Here is a 15,533-nt window from a genome sequence, read left to right as displayed (position 1 = left end):
CAAGGGCGAACAGGGCATGATCAATGCTTATTCGTTACGAAAGACTTTCCAAGTCGTCGATCAGCCCCGAAATCATGCCAAGCCCCCGCTCCCAGAAAGCCGGGTCCGACGCATCAAGACCGAAGGGGGCCAGCAATTCGCCATGCCATTGTGTGCCGCCGGCGCGCAACAAATCGAAATATTTCTGCACAAAGTCCGCCTCGCCGCTTTCATAAACCGCGTAAAGGGAATTCACCAGGCAGTCCCCAAAGGCGTAGGCATAAACGTAGAAGGGCGAATGAATAAAGTGCGGGATATAGGTCCAGTAACAACGATAACCCTCATCGAAACGGATGGCCGGGCCCAGACTCTCTCTCTGAACCTCCATCCAGATATCGGACAGACGTGCGACGGAAAGCTCGCCGCCGCGCCGTTCGTCATGGACGCGTTCTTCGAAAGTATGAAAGGCGATCTGACGAACAACCGTGTTCAACATGTCCTCGACCTTCATGGCGATCAAATTGCGACGGTTTAACCGATTGTCTTCCTTTGCCAACAGGCACCGGAAGGTCAGCATCTCGCCAAAGACCGACGCCGTTTCGGCCAGAGTCAGAGGCGTGTCCGATAGCAACAGGCCTTGTGGACCTGCCAGAAGCTGATGAACCCCGTGGCCCAGCTCATGGGCCAGCGTCATGACGTCGCGCGGTTTTTCCTGATAGTTGAGAAGCAGATACGGGTGATGGGAGGGCACCGTCGGATGGGCAAAGGCACCGGAAGCCTTGCCCGGCCTTGGCCCGGCATCAATCCAGGGGGCGTCGAAGAAACGCTGGCCAAGGCTCGCCATCTCCGGCGAAAAATTGCCATAGGCTTCCAGCACTGTGGCAACCGCCTCCGTCCAGGGGATCGGACGCGTTTCCTGATCGGGCAAAGGCGCGTTGCGATCCCAGTAATCAAGGGCCTCAACCCCGAACAGCCGCGCCTTCCACGCGTAATAGCGGTGCGAAAGCTGTGGACAGGCGTTGCGCACGGCGGTGGCCAGGGCCGCAACCACGTCATCGCTGACGTGATTTTCCAGGTTTCGCGACGAGACGGGACGGGCGAATTTGCGCCACACATCTTCGATCGCCTTGTCCTTCGCCAGCGTGTTTGTAATCAACGCAAACAGGCGGGCATTCTCGGCAAAGACCTTTCCCAATGCCTTCGCCGCTTTTTTCCGCACCGCCGCGTCCGGACTTGTCAAAAGGTCCAGCACCTCGGTTTCCGTCAGCGCCTTGCCATCGACGTCAAAGCGGAGCGCTGCCATCGTCTCGTCGAAAAGCCGTGTCCAGGCCGCACGGCCCGAAAGCTGCTTCTCGTGAAGTATTTTTTCAAGATCGTCGGACAATTGGTGGTCACGAAAAACACGGACATCGCGCAGCCAGGGGCCATAGGCGGCCAACGCCGGCGTGCGCAGCTTTTCGGCCAGCGCGTCCTCGGCAAGGCGGTTGATCTCAAGGGTGAAAAAGAGAATCTGCGTGCCGATCGCATTTGTCTTTTCCTGCATGTCCTGCAAGAAGGTGCCGCGCGCCGCGTCGCCAATTTCGGCGGCATAGCGAAGATAGGCATAGGCCAGCACACGGCCAAATGTCTCCTGAATGCGCTCATATTCCGCGACCGCGCGCGCCAGCTCGACCCCCGTCTTCTCGGCCACGTGGCCGGCATACGCGTCATGAAACGCTGCGACCGCTACTGTTGCGTCACGAAGGTCGGCGTCGAGTTCCGGCGCGTCGGGGCTTGCGTAAAGATCGCTTAAATCCCATTCCGGCAAATTGCCCGCGTGACCATCGGGGGTGACGTTCATTCAGCTATTCCTTCCTGTCTATTCTTGTTCGTCTTCTTATTCGTAGCATGGCACCCATATTCTGGCAGAATTGGCGCAAGGTGTTTGCCACCGACGCCATCTTCGCATTAAATAATAAATCGAAACCTGACAATCAGCCAGCAATCAGCCAGATGGTCCCCATGCAATCTTCCTACGAAACCTGGCAGAACCTGCCGCAGATGTTCTTCGACAAGGCCGAGGAGAAAGGCGACACGCCCTTCCTCTGGGCAAAGCGCGATGGCAAATACCAATCCGTAAGCTGGCAGGAATGCGCCAGCGCCGTCCGCGCGCTGGCCAATGGGCTGCGCGCCCTTGGTGTGCATCCGGGGGACCGGGTGGTCATCGTCTCGGAAAGCCGCCCGGAATGGCTGATTGCCGACATCGCCATCATGGCCGCCGGCGCCGTGACGGTGCCAGCCTATGTCACAAACACGCTTGGCGACCATCGCCACATCCTCACCAATTCCGGCGCCAAGGCGGTCATCGTCTCAACCGCCAGACTTGCCGGACAGGTTTTCCCAGCGGCCATGGACGCCCCCACGATTGAAACCTTCATCACGATGGAACCGGCCACACCGGACCCGGTAACGCCGGAAAAAACGGCAAGCTTCAAGATTCTGCTTTGGGAAGAGGCCCTTGACGCCGGACGCGGCAAGCCCGACGCGGGCGTCGAAACGGCGGCACAGGCCACGCGCGGCGACCTTGCCTGCCTGATTTACACGTCCGGCACCGGCGGCGCGCCAAAAGGCGTCATGCTGAGCCACGGGGCCATCCTTCACAATTGCCGGGGTGCCCACGACCTTCTTCTGGAACTTGGCCTAAGTCAGGAGCGCTTCCTGTCTTTCCTGCCCCTTTCCCATTCCTACGAACACATGGCGGGCCAGTTCTTTCCGATGTCCATTGGCGCGGAAATTTATTACGCGGAATCAATCGACAAGCTCTCGACGAACATGGCCGAAGCAAGCCCCACCATCATGACAGCGGTGCCACGGCTTTACGAAGTGCTCTACGAACGCATTTCCAAAGGCGTCGCAAAAGCGGGCGGGCTGAAAGCAAAACTGTTCGCGCGCGCACTCGCCCTTGGGCAGAAAGCCTATGAACATCCCGGCACGCTCACCTTTGGCGAACGCGTGGAAAACCGCGTTCTCGATGCCCTGGTCCGCCGCAAGGTAGCCAAACGCTTTGGCGGCAAGCTAAAAGTTCTGGTTTCAGGCGGCGCGCCGCTCAATTACGAAGTCGGCCTGTTCTTCACGGCGTTGGGCTTGCGGATTTTACAGGGCTATGGCCAGACCGAAAGCGCCCCGCTCATCAGTTGCAACCCGCCGTCCAACAACCAGATTGATACGGTCGGCCCCACAATCAACGCAACCGAAGTCCGGATTGCCGAGGACGGCGAAATCCTCGTGCGTGGGGAGCTTCTGATGCTTGGCTATTGGGGGGATCAAGCGGCAAGCGACGCCACCATCCGCGACGGCTGGCTGCACACCGGCGACATTGGCCAAGTCGATGGCGACGGGTTTATCCGCATCACGGACCGCAAGAAAGATATCATCGTCAATTCCGGCGGCGACAACATCTCGCCCCAGCGCGTCGAGGGCATCCTCGAACTGGAACTCGAAATTTCCCAGGCCATGGTCCATGGCGACCGCAAAGCGCACCTGGTAGCGCTCCTCGTACCAAACACCGAAGCCGCCTTTGAGTGGGCGCACGCGCACAAAAAACCGCCTGAGATGGGCGCTCTTGTTACCGATGACGCCTTTCGCAAATGGCTCGGCGACGCGCTGGAACACGCCAATGCCAAGCTGTCCTCAATCGAAAAGGTAAAGCGTTTTTCCCTGCTGGCGGAACCCTTCACCATCGAGAACAGCCTGATGACGCCGACCATGAAAATCCGCCGCCACAAGATCAGCGAACGCTATGGCGACATCCTCAAAGGGCTGTATGGGGCAAAGAAAGCCCCCTAAAGCGCGTGATAGCCGCGAAACCAGTCGACAAAACGCGGAATGCCCACATCAATCGCCACGCGCGGATGAAAGCCAAGGTCGCGTATTGATTCCGTAATGTCGGCGTAGGTTTCCTTTACGTCGCCCGGCTGCATCGGCTGAAAATCAATCACCGCTTTCTTGCCGACCGCCGCCTCGATCAGGCCAATAAACCGCATCAAGGGCTCGCCCTTGTGATTACCGAGGTTGTAAAGGCTGTGGGGTGCCGGTCTATTCGCTGCCACCACCGGCGGACGATCCAGAGTGGCCAGCACGCCGGCCACAATGTCGTCGACATAGGTAAAGTCGCGCCGCATCTCGCCCTTGTTGAAAACCGGAATCGGGCGGCCTTCAAAAATCGCCTTGGTAAAGATATAGGCCGACATGTCGGGCCGGCCCCAGGGGCCATAGACGGTAAAGAAGCGAAGCCCCGTCGCCGGAATGCGGTAGAGGTGGCTGTAACTGTACGCCATCAGTTCGTCCGCCCGCTTCGTCGCGGCGTAAATGGAAACCGGCGTTTCAACCGGATCGGTAATGGAAAAAGGCAGCTTGGTATTGCCGCCATAAACCGACGACGAACTTGCATAAACGAAATGCTTCACACCATCCATATGGCGGACCAATTCCAGCATGTTGAGATGGCCGGTTACATTCGTATCGATATAGGCGCCCGGATTTTCAAGGGAATAGCGCACGCCCGCCTGGGCAGCCAGGTGAATGACGCGATCAACGCCCGCCAAGCCTTTGGCAAAGGTTTGCATTCCCGGCTTGTCCACGATGTCGAGTTTGTGAAATGCAAAGCCCTTCTTCTGGGTCAACTCGGCAAGGCGCGCTTCCTTCAGTTTGACGTCGTAATAGGCGTTTAGATCATCAATGCCGATGACCTCTTCGCCGCGCGCCAGCAGCGCGCTGGCGACGTGAAAACCGATGAAGCCGGCCGAACCGGTCAGAAGAATGGCCATAAAGCGTCCGTTCCTTTACGTGAAGCCGTGCGTGAAGCAGGGCTTTCTATAGCGCGCCTCGCCGAAAAAAGCACCTGCTAGAACCCCGTCCCACCCCCTTCGCCGGCGTTCCGATTGCAAAAAAGGCGCTGCGAAATTACGTTACTAGAGGAAGGACGGAACACAGCGATGGCCCTTGCCACGGTTTCCCTTGACGACAAATACGCCCTTGCGAGCGGCTGGATTTRTCTTTCCGGCATTCAGGCCCTTGTGCGCCTGCCCCTCATGCAGCGCCAGCGCGACCACGCCCAGGGCCTGAACACGGCGGGCTTTATCTCCGGCTATCGCGGCTCCCCCCTTGGCGGCTTCGATACCGAGCTCTGGAAGGCACAGAAATTTCTGGACGCGAACGCCATCCATTTCCGCCCCGCCGTGAACGAAGATCTGGCGGCCACCTCCGTCTGGGGAAGTCAGCAGGTGAATTTGTTTGAGGGCGCGCGTTACGACGGCGTCTTTTCAATCTGGTATGGGAAAGGCCCCGGCGTTGACCGGTCCGGCGACGTTTTTAAACATGGCAATCTGGCCGGCACCTCGCCCCATGGCGGCGTGCTGGTGGTGGTCGGCGACGACCACGCGTGCAAATCCTCGACCATCCCCCAGCAAAGTGAATTTGCCTGCATCGATGCCGGCATCCCGATCCTGAACCCGGCCAGCGTGCAGGACGTGCTCGATTTCGGGCTCATCGGCTGGGCGATGTCGCGCTATTCCGGCTGCTGGGTCGCCATGAAGGCCATCTCGGAAAGCATGGACAGCACAAGCGCCTGCGCCGTCGCGCCGGACCGCGTGCAGATTGCCCTGCCGGAAGATTTCGAGATGCCCGAGGGCGGCCTCAACATCCGCTGGCCGGACCAGCCCATGACCCAGGAACGCCGCCTGCACCGCCACAAACTGTATGCCGCACGCGCGTTCGCGCGCGCCAACGGCGTCGATCGCCTGTTGATCGACAGCCCGCAGCCCCGCCTTGGCATCTTCACGACCGGGAAGGCCACCCTCGACGTGCTTCAGGCGCTGACTGACCTTGGCATCACCGATGCTGATGCCGCCGAAATCGGCCTTCGCGTTTTCAAGGTGGGGTTGAGCTGGCCCCTGGACCCGATGAGCACCCGGGGCTTTGCCGAAGGCCTGGACGAAATCCTCGTCATCGAGGAAAAGCGCGCCGTGCTCGAAAACCAGTTGAAAGAACAGCTTTACAACGCGCGCGCAGACACGCGGCCCCGCGTCGTCGGCAAGCACGACGAAAATGGCGCATGGCTTTTGCCCTCGGATGGTGAACTGACCCCGGCAATGGTGGCGCGCGCCATCGCCAATCGCCTGGCGCCTTTCCACACCAGCCCGGAAATCGAAGAACGGCTCGCCTTCCTCGAAGCAAAAGAAAAAGCCCTTGCAACGCCGCCAGCCGGTGTGATCGAACGCGTCCCCTATTTCTGCGCCGGCTGTCCCCACAACACTTCAACCCGCGTGCCGGACGGCAGCCGGGCGCTGGCGGGGATCGGCTGTCATTACATGGCCCAGTGGATGGACCGCGCGACGGACACCTTCACCCAGATGGGCGGCGAAGGGGCCAACTGGATTGGCCAGGCGCCTTTTACAGAAACGCCCCATGTCTTTCAGAACATCGGCGACGGCACCTATTTTCATTCCGGCCTGCTGGCCATCCGCGCCGCCGTCGCGGCCGACGTCAACATCACGTACAAAATTCTCTACAACGACGCCGTCGCCATGACCGGCGGCCAGGCGGTGGACGGGCCGCTGTCGGTGGCGCGCATGACCCATCAGCTTTATGGCGAAGGCGTGCGCCGCATCACCGTCGTCACCGACGAACCTAAAAAATATGGCAAGCGCCCCGATTTCGCAGCCGGCGTCACCGTCCACCATCGCGACAATCTCGATCACCTGCAACGCCAGCTCCGCGAAGAAAAAGGCGTTTCCGCCCTGATCTACGACCAGACCTGCGCCGCCGAAAAACGCCGCCGGCGCAAGCGCGGCCTTTTGGAAGATCCGCCGCTTCGCGTCTTCATCAATTCGGAAATCTGCGAGGGCTGCGGCGATTGCGGTGTGCAATCGAATTGCCTGGCCATCGTGCCTTTGGAAACGGAACTGGGACGCAAGCGCGCCATCGACCAATCCGCCTGCAACAAAGACTATTCCTGCCTGAACGGCTTTTGCCCAAGCTTTGTCACCATCCACGGCGGCCGTGCGCGCAAACGCAGCCCGCAACGCCTTGACGGCCTGCCCACACCACCGGAACCGGCACCACCGGAACCGGTGGTGCCATCCAGCCATACCCCTTACAACATCGTCATCGCCGGCGTCGGTGGCACCGGCATCGTAACGCTCAGCAATCTTCTGGGCATGGCCGCTCATCTCGAAGGCAAGGGCATCACCGTGCTGGATCAGGCAGGCCTGGCCCAGAAGGGCGGCGCTGTGTGGAGCCATGTGCGCATTGCCGAACACCCAGGCGACCTGCACGCCGTGCGCATCCCGGCTGGCGGCGCGCAGCTTCTCCTTGGCTGCGATCTGGTCGTGGCCGCAGGGTTTCAATCCCTCGCCAAGACCAGCCCGGAAACGACGGCGATTGTAAACAGCCACGAAACGATGACCGGCGAGTTTACCCATGCGCCCGATGCCCCCTTTCCCGAAAACGCCATGCGCGCCGCCATTGAACGGGCAACGGCAAACGCCATTTTCCTGGACGCCAGCCAGCTGGCAACACGCCTGATGGGGGATTCCATCGCAACCAATCTTTTTCTTTTGGGCGTCGCCTATCAACGGGGCCGGATTCCCCTTTCGGCAGCGGCCATCAGGCGCGCGATCGAACTGAACGCCATAGCCGTTACCGCCAACCAGAACGCCTTTCTCTGGGGACGCCTTGCCGTCACCAACCCCGACCTTGTTCGCCAGACGGCCGGAATCGAAGAAAAAACGAAACGCGCGCCAACGCTGGACGCGCTGCTCGCGCACCGATGCGACCTTCTGGCGGCTTATCAGAATCGCGCATTGGCAGATCGCTACACCGTCCTTGTCCGCCGCGTGCAAACGGCGGAAGAAGCCATCGGCAGGCAGGGCCTGGCCGAAGCCGTCGCCAGAAGCTATTTCAAGCGCCTCGCCTGCAAGGACGAATATGAAGTCGCCCGGCTTTATACAAACGGTGCCTTTGAACGCGATTTGCGCGATCGGTTCGAAGGCGATTTCCGGCTTTCCTTCCATCTGGCACCGCCGCTTTTTGCACGCCGGGACCGGGACACTGGCGTGCCGAAAAAAATCCGCTTCGGCGGCTGGATGATGGGTGGCTTCCGCGTTTTGGCCGCGTTGCGTTTCCTGCGTGGCACCCCGTTCGATCCGTTCGGCTATGGCACGGAACGCCGGCGCGAACGCCGCCTGACAGGCGATTACGAAGACGTTCTGGAAGAGCTGCTCGCAGGCCTGCGGCCGGAAAACCACGACCTGGCCGTCGAAATTGCCGCCCTTGGCGAACAAATTCGCGGTTTCGGCCATGTGAAGGAAGCGAGTAGGATAAAGGCGCAACAACGAGAGGCAGCGCTGTTGGCGAATTTCCGCAATTCCGGCCCTTACGTACCGGTAGAGGACTAGGCATTCGTCAGAAGGCAACGAACGGGGGCGTTCGCATAAAAGAAAAAAGAACGACGAAAGGAAACATCATGCGGTTTATCGGTTCCCTGTTCATCCTTCTTCTGGCCCTTGGCGTTACCGCCTGCGACGAGGAAAAAGCACGCACATTTCCGGAACTTCTCACGCACGCAGAAACGGGTGACAAAGACACGCAATACAGCCTTGCCCTTGCCTATCAGGAAGGCCGCGGCACCGACGTCAACATCGATCAGGCAATCGTCTGGTACGAAAAAGCGGCAGCAGGGGGCGAACCCAACGCGCTTTATACCCTTGGCCATCTGCACCACCACGGCATCGGCATGGAACGGGATTTCGACGCAGCGGCGAAATTCTATCGCGCTGCCGGCGAAAAAGGGCATCCGAAGGCGATGTTCAACCTGGCCCGGTTCTACATGCGCGGCCTTGGTGTAGACCGCAGCTTTTCGGAAGGCGTGGCATGGATTGAAAAAGCCGCTAATCAGGGCATGTTCGAAGCCCAGTGGCGATTGGGCGAGATTTACAAATCCGGCGGCATCGGCGTTGAAGGCGACATCGAAAAAGCAAAAATGTGGTACGCGCGCGCAGAAAAATCGGGCAATCTCAACTCCGATTACGATCCCGATTACCGCTACACGCCGTAAGGCGCAGCCTTCCTACAGGCCCTCTCTGGTTTCGGCAACAAGGGCATCAACGACGGCGCGAAGCGCCTCCATGGGCTCAGCCCCTTCCGCCAGCGCCGCGCGATAGACGGCCAATTGCCGGTGCGCGCTGGTACCGCGCCGTAAAATGTCGCGCGTGGCCTGCACCTCTGCCGTGCAGCCTAGAATTTCCGCGTCCTCGGCCAGCAATTCCAGAAGTTCCTCGAAAAGTTCCGCCGTAGGCACAATCCGGCCCTTGCCAAAATCGACAAGGCCTTCATCAATGCCATAACGCTGGGCGCGCCAGCGATTCTCGCTAATCAGCGCACGGGAATAAAGCCGCCAACGCTGGTTCGCACCGCGCAGCCGATAGAGCATATGCAGGATGGAAAGGTAAAGCGCGGCGATGGTCACCGCGTCGTCCAGAGATGTGCAGACATCCGTGATCCGCATTTCCAGTGTCGGGAATCGGACCGATGGGCGAATGTCCCACCACAGCTTCGTGCCGTCTTCGATCAGGCCGGCCTGGGCCATAACGGCGAGAAGCCGCTTAAACTCCGCGTCGCTTTCAAAATATTCCGGCAGCCCCGTTCGCGGCACTTCGTCGAAGATGCTGAGGCGATAGGATTTCAGGCCCGTATCCTCGCCCTGCCAGAACGGCGAAGACGTGCTGAGCGCCAGCAGATGCGGCAAAAAATACGCGGCCTGATTCATCAGATCGATCCGCAAATCCGGGTCCGAAATGCCTACATGAACGTGCATGCCGCAGATCAACAGGCGTCTGGCCACGCCTTGCAGATCACGCGTCAGCACGTTGTAGCGTTCCTTGTCCGTGTGTTTTTGCGCGCCCCAACTGGCAAAAGGGTGGGTCGAGGCGGCGATCAACGCCAGGTCGTGGCTTGCCGCCACGCCGCTTACGGTGGCGCGCAGCCGCGCCAGATCGGCGCGGATTTCCTGTACCGTGCCGCAGACGCGCGTTTCGACTTCAATCTGCGAGCGCAGAAGTTCCGGGGAAACCTGCCCTTTCAGAAGCTCGCCACATTCCTCGATCACGCCCGGCGGCGGATCGCTGACCAGGTCCCGCGTTTTAAGATCGACGAGCAGATATTCCTCCTCGACCCCGATTGTAAATTCCGGCTTTTTCCCGCTCATGTTTTTTTGGTCCTATTTTTTGGTCCTATTTTTTGGTCATGGGAACCACGCCTGACAGTAAAGCTTCGGATCGTCGAAAATTCCCCCAAGGGCAGGCACCAGAATTTTCAGCATGGCCTCGATGCCATGATGGGTGTCGATCCGATCCTGACGCAGTTCCAGCAAGACCTGGGGAAGCCCGGCTCCAACCACATGATGCTCCATCGTGTAGCCATAATTGTCGCGCCCGGCATAGGGCTCGTTGTCGCCAACGACGACACCATATTGGTCGCGCAGAATTTCCATAAGGGGACAGGCGATGCGCGGATCCCGATCCCACAGGACGCCAATTTCCCAGGGGCGTTCAAACCCCTCGAAGACCGGCGTAAAACTATGAATGGAAAGAACGACCGGAACGATCCCCCGGTCCAGAAATTCCTGAATGCGTCGCGCAATTTTCTGATGATAGGGCCAATAGAAGGCATCTGCCCGGGCGGCGCGACTTTCCGGCGTGATGTCCGCATTGCCGGACACAAAAACGCCGTCCGCCTCAACGACGATGGCCCCGGGCGACTCCACAGGGCGGTTGCAGTCGATAAGAAGACGGGAATAGCCGGAAAGAATGGCCGGCGCATCGAATTTGCGGGCCAGCGCGCGCACCATTTCACCGGCGCCGATGTCCCAGGTGACGTGGCGAAGCAGCGCACTTTCATCAAGGCCAAGCCCGAAAAGCGCTTTTGGGATTGCCGGGCTTGCATGATCGCAAGTCAGCAGGATCGGAGCCCCGCCGCCCTCATTGAATGTTTCAAAAGGGGGCGGGTCTTCCGGCCCGATCCATGCAGGCGTCAACGACCCTGTTTTTTCCGAAAGGCGCGACATGAAAGCAGCATAGCCGAAAACCGCCCGCCACTGGGCAGAGGAATTGTCTGCCACGCCAAAGCTGGCCCCCCATCGGGGGACGTCATCAATCCGTAACCTTCCCGTCACAAGGCTGACATGGCGTGGGATTAGACCGTATACAATTCATTTTGCACCGCCAAAAGGCGGCTTAGGGAAATTGGAGAACCGAATGAAACCCCCACGCTTTTTTACCGGAATTTTGGCCGCGTCCATTGCCGGCACGCTTGCGGCAACGCCGGCCTTTGCCCAGACGACTCAGGAACAGTTAAGCCAGATCTTGCGCCAGCTTGAGACGCAAAAGCAGATCATCAGCAGCCTGAGCAAAGAGGTTGAGCGCCTGCGCAACGGTCAGAAGAAACAGGCTGAAAAAATTGCATCCTCGGATGGTGGCCCGGATGGTGGCGACATCAAAATAAGCGTCAAGGAAGGCCTGAAACTAAAATCCAGAGATGGGAATTTCAAATTCCAGCTGGGCGGGCGCATCATGACCGATTACGCCCATTACGAAGACGACAGATCCAGACTGGGCGATGGCACTGAATTTCGCCGGGCGCGGCTTTTCCTGGCAGGCACCTTCTACAAGAATCTGGATTTCAAGAGCCAGCTTGATTTCGCAGGCAACAGCGTCAGCGTGAAGGACATGTATATCCGATACAATTTCATGCCCAATTCGCTCACCTTTGGGAATTTCAAGCAGCCCTTCAGCCTCGAAGATCAGACGAGTTCGAAATACATCACCTTCATGGAACGCGCCCTGCCGAACGCCTTTTCCCCGGGCCACCTGATCGGTATCGGCTACAACACCCACGGTGAAAACTGGTCGTTTGCGCTGGCCGGTGCCGGGTCCAGCGTCACCGGCGATGCCGACAACGAAGGCGACGAAGGCTATTCCCTGACAAGCCGTGTGCATTTTGCGCCTTTAAGCGAAAAAGCCAAAAACATTCATCTTGGCGCGGCGGTGTCCTATCGCAATCTGCGCAATCAGACGCTGCGTTTCCGGGAACGGCCCGAATCCCATGTAACGTCTGTGCGCTTTGTGGACACGGGCACGATCACCAACGCCACGGATCAATTTTTATACGGCCTGGAAGCGGCCAGCGTCTGGGGCCCCTTCTCGCTCCAGGGGGAATATATCGGCGTCAATGTGACACGGGATCGCGGCCTGTCCGACCTGGATTTCTACGGCTGGTACGGGTTTGCAAGCCTCTTCCTCACACCGGGCGACCATCGCAGCTACAACCCCAAGAAGGGTTCTTTTGGCCGCACGAAGCCAAAACATTCCTATGCCGATGGCGGCCTCGGCGCCTGGGAACTTGCCGTTCGCTATAGCGGCGTCATGCTGACCGACGAAGATATCCTTGGCGGTGGCGAGAAAAACCTGACCTTTGGGCTGAACTGGTACGCAACGTCCCATGTCCGCTTCATGCTGAACTACATCCGCGTGAACAACGACAACAATGCGACGGGCAATGCGGCCAATCTTTTGCCGCAACTTGCCTCCGCCGCCGATGACGACCCGCAGATCATTCAGTTGCGGGCGCAAATTGATTTCTAAAAAAGAAAGCGCAATGCCCTTCCCTAAGGAAACGTTCCCCTCTCCCGGAAAACCGGGCGAGGGGTTTTCTTATCCACTGCGGCGATGGCGTACGGCGATTGCGGCGCGCGCGGTCATTCCCCTTCGAAATCCACAAGGGTGCACACCTTCTGACCCATCGCTTCAAGACGGCCCCGGCCGCCAAGGTCCGGAAGGCCGATCACAAAGCTGCTGCCGATCACATGGCCACCGGCGCGTTCGATCAACTGGATGGCCGCCGCCGCCGTGCCACCGGTCGCGATCAAATCGTCAATCAGAAGGATATGATCGCCCTTGGCAATCGCGTCTTTGTGAATTTCAACGCAATCCGTTCCATATTCCAGCGCATATTCCTGGCCGTACGTCTTCCATGGAAGCTTGCCCTTTTTCCGCACCGGCACAAACCCGATGGAAAGCTGATGCGCGACGGCACCGCCAAGGATGAACCCCCTGGCTTCGATCCCCGCGACTTTGTTGATAGGTACACCGGCATGCAACTGGACAAGTCCGTCAACCGCCCTGCGGAAGCCGACGGCGTCCTGGAGAAGCGTTGTAATGTCGCGAAACAGAATGCCGGGTTTCGGATAGTCCGGAATGGTGCGGATTTTCTCTTTAATGTTCATGGATCGGCTGCTCCCTTCTCCGCCCGTTGTCCGGCCCGGAAGAAAATTTATCTTTTGGCAGTGTAAAAGCTCCAATCTGTGAAAGCCAATGCCGCAACGGCCATCCAAGCGATTGATTCTTGAATATAAAATGCTTTCCGAATGAACCACGTAGGATTAGGTTTTCACCATGCAGCAAAAACGAAAGGCAAAAATCGTCGCCACACTTGGCCCGGCGTCCGACAGTCCGGAAGAAATCCGCGCGCTGATCGAGGCCGGTGTCGATGTCTTCCGGATGAATTTCAGCCATGGAACCCACGCCGAACACCGCCGCCGCTTTGTCGCGATCCGCAAGGCGGAAAAAGCCGCCGGGCGATGGGTCGGCACGATGGCAGACCTTCAGGGCCCAAAGCTGCGGCTCGGCCGGTTCAAGGAAGGCAGCGTCGTCCTCAAGACGGGCCAACCCTTTCGTCTGGATCTTTCAAAACAGGCGGGCGACCAGACCCGCGCGCCCCTTCCCCACCGCGAAGTGTTTGCTTCGCTCAAGCCGAAGATGGATCTTCTGCTCGACGACGGTCAGGTGCGCCTTCGCGTCCGAAAATGCGGGCCTGATTTTGCCGATACCCGCGTCATCATTGGCGGCGGCTTAAGCGACCACAAAGGCGTCAACGTCCCGAACGTGGAGCTGCCCATCTCCCCCCTGACGGCGAAAGACCGCCGGGACATGCGCGCCGCCCTCGATATGGGCGTTGACTGGATCGCCCTTTCCTTTGTCCAGCGCCCAAGCGATCTTCGCAAAGCGCGCCGGCTGATCGGCAACAAGGCCGCCATCCTGACAAAGCTGGAAAAACCGTCCGCCATCGATTATCTCGACGAAATCGTCCGGCTTTCCGATGCCGTCATGGTCGCGCGCGGCGATCTTGGCGTGGAACTGCCGCCCGAAGACGTCCCCAGCATCCAGCGGCAAATCATTCGCGTCTGCCGGCAACAGGGAAAGCCTGTCGTGGTTGCCACGCAAATGCTGCTCTCAATGGTTGGCTCGCCGACGCCGACCCGGGCCGAAGCCTCCGACGTCGCCAACGCCGTCTATGAGGGAACGGACGCCGTGATGCTCTCGAACGAGACGGCCGTCGGCATCTATCCGGTCGAGGCCGTGAAGATGATGGATCGCATCATCTCCCGCGTCGAACGGGACCCGAAATATCAGGCGATCATCAACGCCGAGCACGCAACGCCAGAGGCCACAACCGCAGACGCCATTACGTCTGCTGCGCGCCAAGTGGCGGAAACCATCTCGGCCGCCGCCATCGTCACCTACACGACGTCCGGCTCGACAACGCTGCGCGCCGCCCGCGAACGGCCCGACGTCCCCATCCTGTGCCTGACGACCCGCAAGAAGACGGCCCGGCAACTGGCCCTTGCCTGGGGCGTGCACAGCGCTGTCAGCGTCGAAGTAAACGACATCAACGACATGGTGGAAAAAGCCCAGCGCATCGCACGCGCCGAAAAGGTCGCCAAGCCCGGCGACCGGATCGTTGTCACCGCCGGCATCCCGTTCGGCACACCCGGCAAGACGAATATTCTGCGAATCGCAACGGTAAAAAAACGCTAGCGAAAATGCCGGAGTAAAAATGCCGGAAGGAAATGCGCCAGACCGCGCTTAAATCCCGCCGCCTTTACGCTGCCCTGTCAGCGCTTCGATCCGTTGGCGGGCCTGATCCAGATGCGGGTTCACGGCCAGGGCGCGCCGAAAGGCCGTCAACGCCTCCTTGTCCCGTCCCATCTCGATATACATCATGCCAAGGCCGACCAGCGCGCCAAAATGACGCGGTTCCAGCACCAGAGTCTTTTCAACATCGGCAATGGATGAATCGTAATCGCCGAGCGCATAAAAAATGGTTGCCCGAAGGTTCCATCCCTCCGCATGGTCCGGCGCCAATTGCACGATTTCCGAGGCAAGACCAAGCGCCGTCAAATAGTCATTGCGAAGCAGCATCTCGCGGCTTTGCCCAAAAAGCTTTCGGACCGCCCTGTCGTCCGTCTTGACCCAGAGCCGCCAGATATATTGCTGAAGGTTCTCCGCCTCGACCGGGTCATGGGTTGCCTTAAGGCGGCTAAAGATCGCATCCAGATCCGGGTCCGCCTGGGTTGCCGTTACCGGCGCGGCAGTGGCAAGGAAGAACGCGGCGACAAAGAAGGTAAGAAAATATTTCATTGGCTATTCCTAACCTCGAAAACTTTCCCAAAGTGAATCCTA

At 59.3% G+C, this 15,533-nt stretch carries 11 protein-coding genes; 5 read left to right on the top strand and 6 right to left on the bottom strand.

Going from position 1 to position 15,533, the window contains the following annotated elements; genetic code table 11:
- Positions 1–34 precede the first annotated feature (34 nt).
- Positions 35–1,819 carry an oligoendopeptidase F gene (locus COA65_00330; protein ID PCJ61450.1) on the bottom strand — a complete coding sequence of 595 codons (1,785 nt, stop codon included), beginning with the start codon at positions 1,817–1,819 and terminating at the stop codon, positions 35–37.
- 152 nt (positions 1,820–1,971) lie between these two features.
- On the opposite strand from COA65_00330, the gene COA65_00325 reads away from it, so the two are divergent.
- On the top strand, positions 1,972–3,804 hold the full coding sequence (locus COA65_00325) for a long-chain fatty acid--CoA ligase (protein PCJ61742.1): 1,833 nt from the start codon (positions 1,972–1,974) through the stop codon (positions 3,802–3,804).
- Here COA65_00325 and COA65_00320 read toward each other — a convergent pair.
- Positions 3,801–4,784: a protein CapI gene (locus COA65_00320; protein ID PCJ61449.1), complete on the bottom strand. Its 984-nt coding sequence runs from the start codon at positions 4,782–4,784 to the stop codon at positions 3,801–3,803. The genes COA65_00325 and COA65_00320 overlap by 4 nt on opposite strands.
- A gap of 168 nt (positions 4,785–4,952) precedes the next feature.
- Here COA65_00320 and COA65_00315 point away from each other — a divergent pair, with 168 nt between their 5' ends.
- Positions 4,953–8,414 (top strand): indolepyruvate ferredoxin oxidoreductase, encoded by a 3,462-nt coding sequence (locus COA65_00315; GenBank protein ID PCJ61448.1) that lies wholly within the window; start codon positions 4,953–4,955, stop codon positions 8,412–8,414.
- A gap of 68 nt (positions 8,415–8,482) precedes the next feature.
- Positions 8,483–9,073 carry a hypothetical protein gene (locus COA65_00310; protein PCJ61447.1) on the top strand — a complete coding sequence of 197 codons (591 nt, stop codon included), beginning with the start codon at positions 8,483–8,485 and terminating at the stop codon, positions 9,071–9,073.
- Positions 9,074–9,085: 12 nt separating this feature from the next.
- Here the strand turns inward: COA65_00310 and COA65_00305 are convergent, their stop codons facing one another.
- Positions 9,086–10,222 (bottom strand): carboxylate-amine ligase, encoded by a 1,137-nt coding sequence (locus tag COA65_00305; GenBank protein PCJ61446.1) that lies wholly within the window; start codon positions 10,220–10,222, stop codon positions 9,086–9,088.
- Positions 10,223–10,258: 36 nt separating this feature from the next.
- On the bottom strand, positions 10,259–11,080 hold the full coding sequence (locus COA65_00300; GenBank protein ID PCJ61445.1) for a hypothetical protein: 822 nt from the start codon (positions 11,078–11,080) through the stop codon (positions 10,259–10,261).
- Between the two features lie 178 nt (positions 11,081–11,258).
- Between COA65_00300 and COA65_00295 the strand changes: the two genes are divergently transcribed.
- Positions 11,259–12,656 (top strand): porin, encoded by a 1,398-nt coding sequence (locus tag COA65_00295; protein PCJ61444.1) that lies wholly within the window; start codon positions 11,259–11,261, stop codon positions 12,654–12,656.
- 113 nt (positions 12,657–12,769) lie between these two features.
- Here the strand turns inward: COA65_00295 and COA65_00290 are convergent, their stop codons facing one another.
- Positions 12,770–13,297: an adenine phosphoribosyltransferase gene (locus COA65_00290; protein ID PCJ61741.1), complete on the bottom strand. Its 528-nt coding sequence runs from the start codon at positions 13,295–13,297 to the stop codon at positions 12,770–12,772.
- 169 nt (positions 13,298–13,466) lie between these two features.
- Here COA65_00290 and pyk point away from each other — a divergent pair, with 169 nt between their 5' ends.
- Complete coding sequence (gene pyk / locus COA65_00285; GenBank protein PCJ61443.1) at positions 13,467–14,888, top strand: pyruvate kinase; 1,422 nt, start codon at positions 13,467–13,469, stop codon at positions 14,886–14,888.
- A 48-nt stretch (positions 14,889–14,936) separates the two neighbouring features.
- Here the strand turns inward: pyk and COA65_00280 are convergent, their stop codons facing one another.
- Positions 14,937–15,491, bottom strand: coding sequence for a hypothetical protein (locus COA65_00280; GenBank protein ID PCJ61442.1), 555 nt, complete (start codon positions 15,489–15,491; stop codon positions 14,937–14,939).
- Positions 15,492–15,533: the final 42 nt, after the last annotated feature.

This window comes from Rhodospirillaceae bacterium, assembly GCA_002746255.1.
Classification (GTDB): Bacteria; Pseudomonadota; Alphaproteobacteria.
This window is presented reverse-complemented; position numbering and strand designations above follow the sequence as displayed.

Excerpts from the sequence above, each read along its gene's own strand:
- COA65_00280 (PCJ61442.1), bottom strand. The coding sequence starts at position 15,491 with ATGAAATATTTTCTTACCTTCTTTGTCGCCGCGTTCTTCCTTGCCACT.
- COA65_00305 (PCJ61446.1), bottom strand. The coding sequence starts at position 10,222 with ATGAGCGGGAAAAAGCCGGAATTTACAATCGGGGTCGAGGAGGAATAT.
- COA65_00320 (PCJ61449.1), bottom strand. The coding sequence starts at position 4,784 with ATGGCCATTCTTCTGACCGGTTCGGCCGGCTTCATCGGTTTTCACGTC.
- COA65_00330 (PCJ61450.1), bottom strand. The coding sequence starts at position 1,819 with ATGAACGTCACCCCCGATGGTCACGCGGGCAATTTGCCGGAATGGGAT.
- COA65_00300 (PCJ61445.1), bottom strand. The coding sequence starts at position 11,080 with ATGTCGCGCCTTTCGGAAAAAACAGGGTCGTTGACGCCTGCATGGATC.
- pyk (PCJ61443.1), top strand. The coding sequence starts at position 13,467 with ATGCAGCAAAAACGAAAGGCAAAAATCGTCGCCACACTTGGCCCGGCG.
- COA65_00290 (PCJ61741.1), bottom strand. The coding sequence starts at position 13,297 with ATGAACATTAAAGAGAAAATCCGCACCATTCCGGACTATCCGAAACCC.
- COA65_00310 (PCJ61447.1), top strand. The coding sequence starts at position 8,483 with ATGCGGTTTATCGGTTCCCTGTTCATCCTTCTTCTGGCCCTTGGCGTT.
- COA65_00325 (PCJ61742.1), top strand. The coding sequence starts at position 1,972 with ATGGTCCCCATGCAATCTTCCTACGAAACCTGGCAGAACCTGCCGCAG.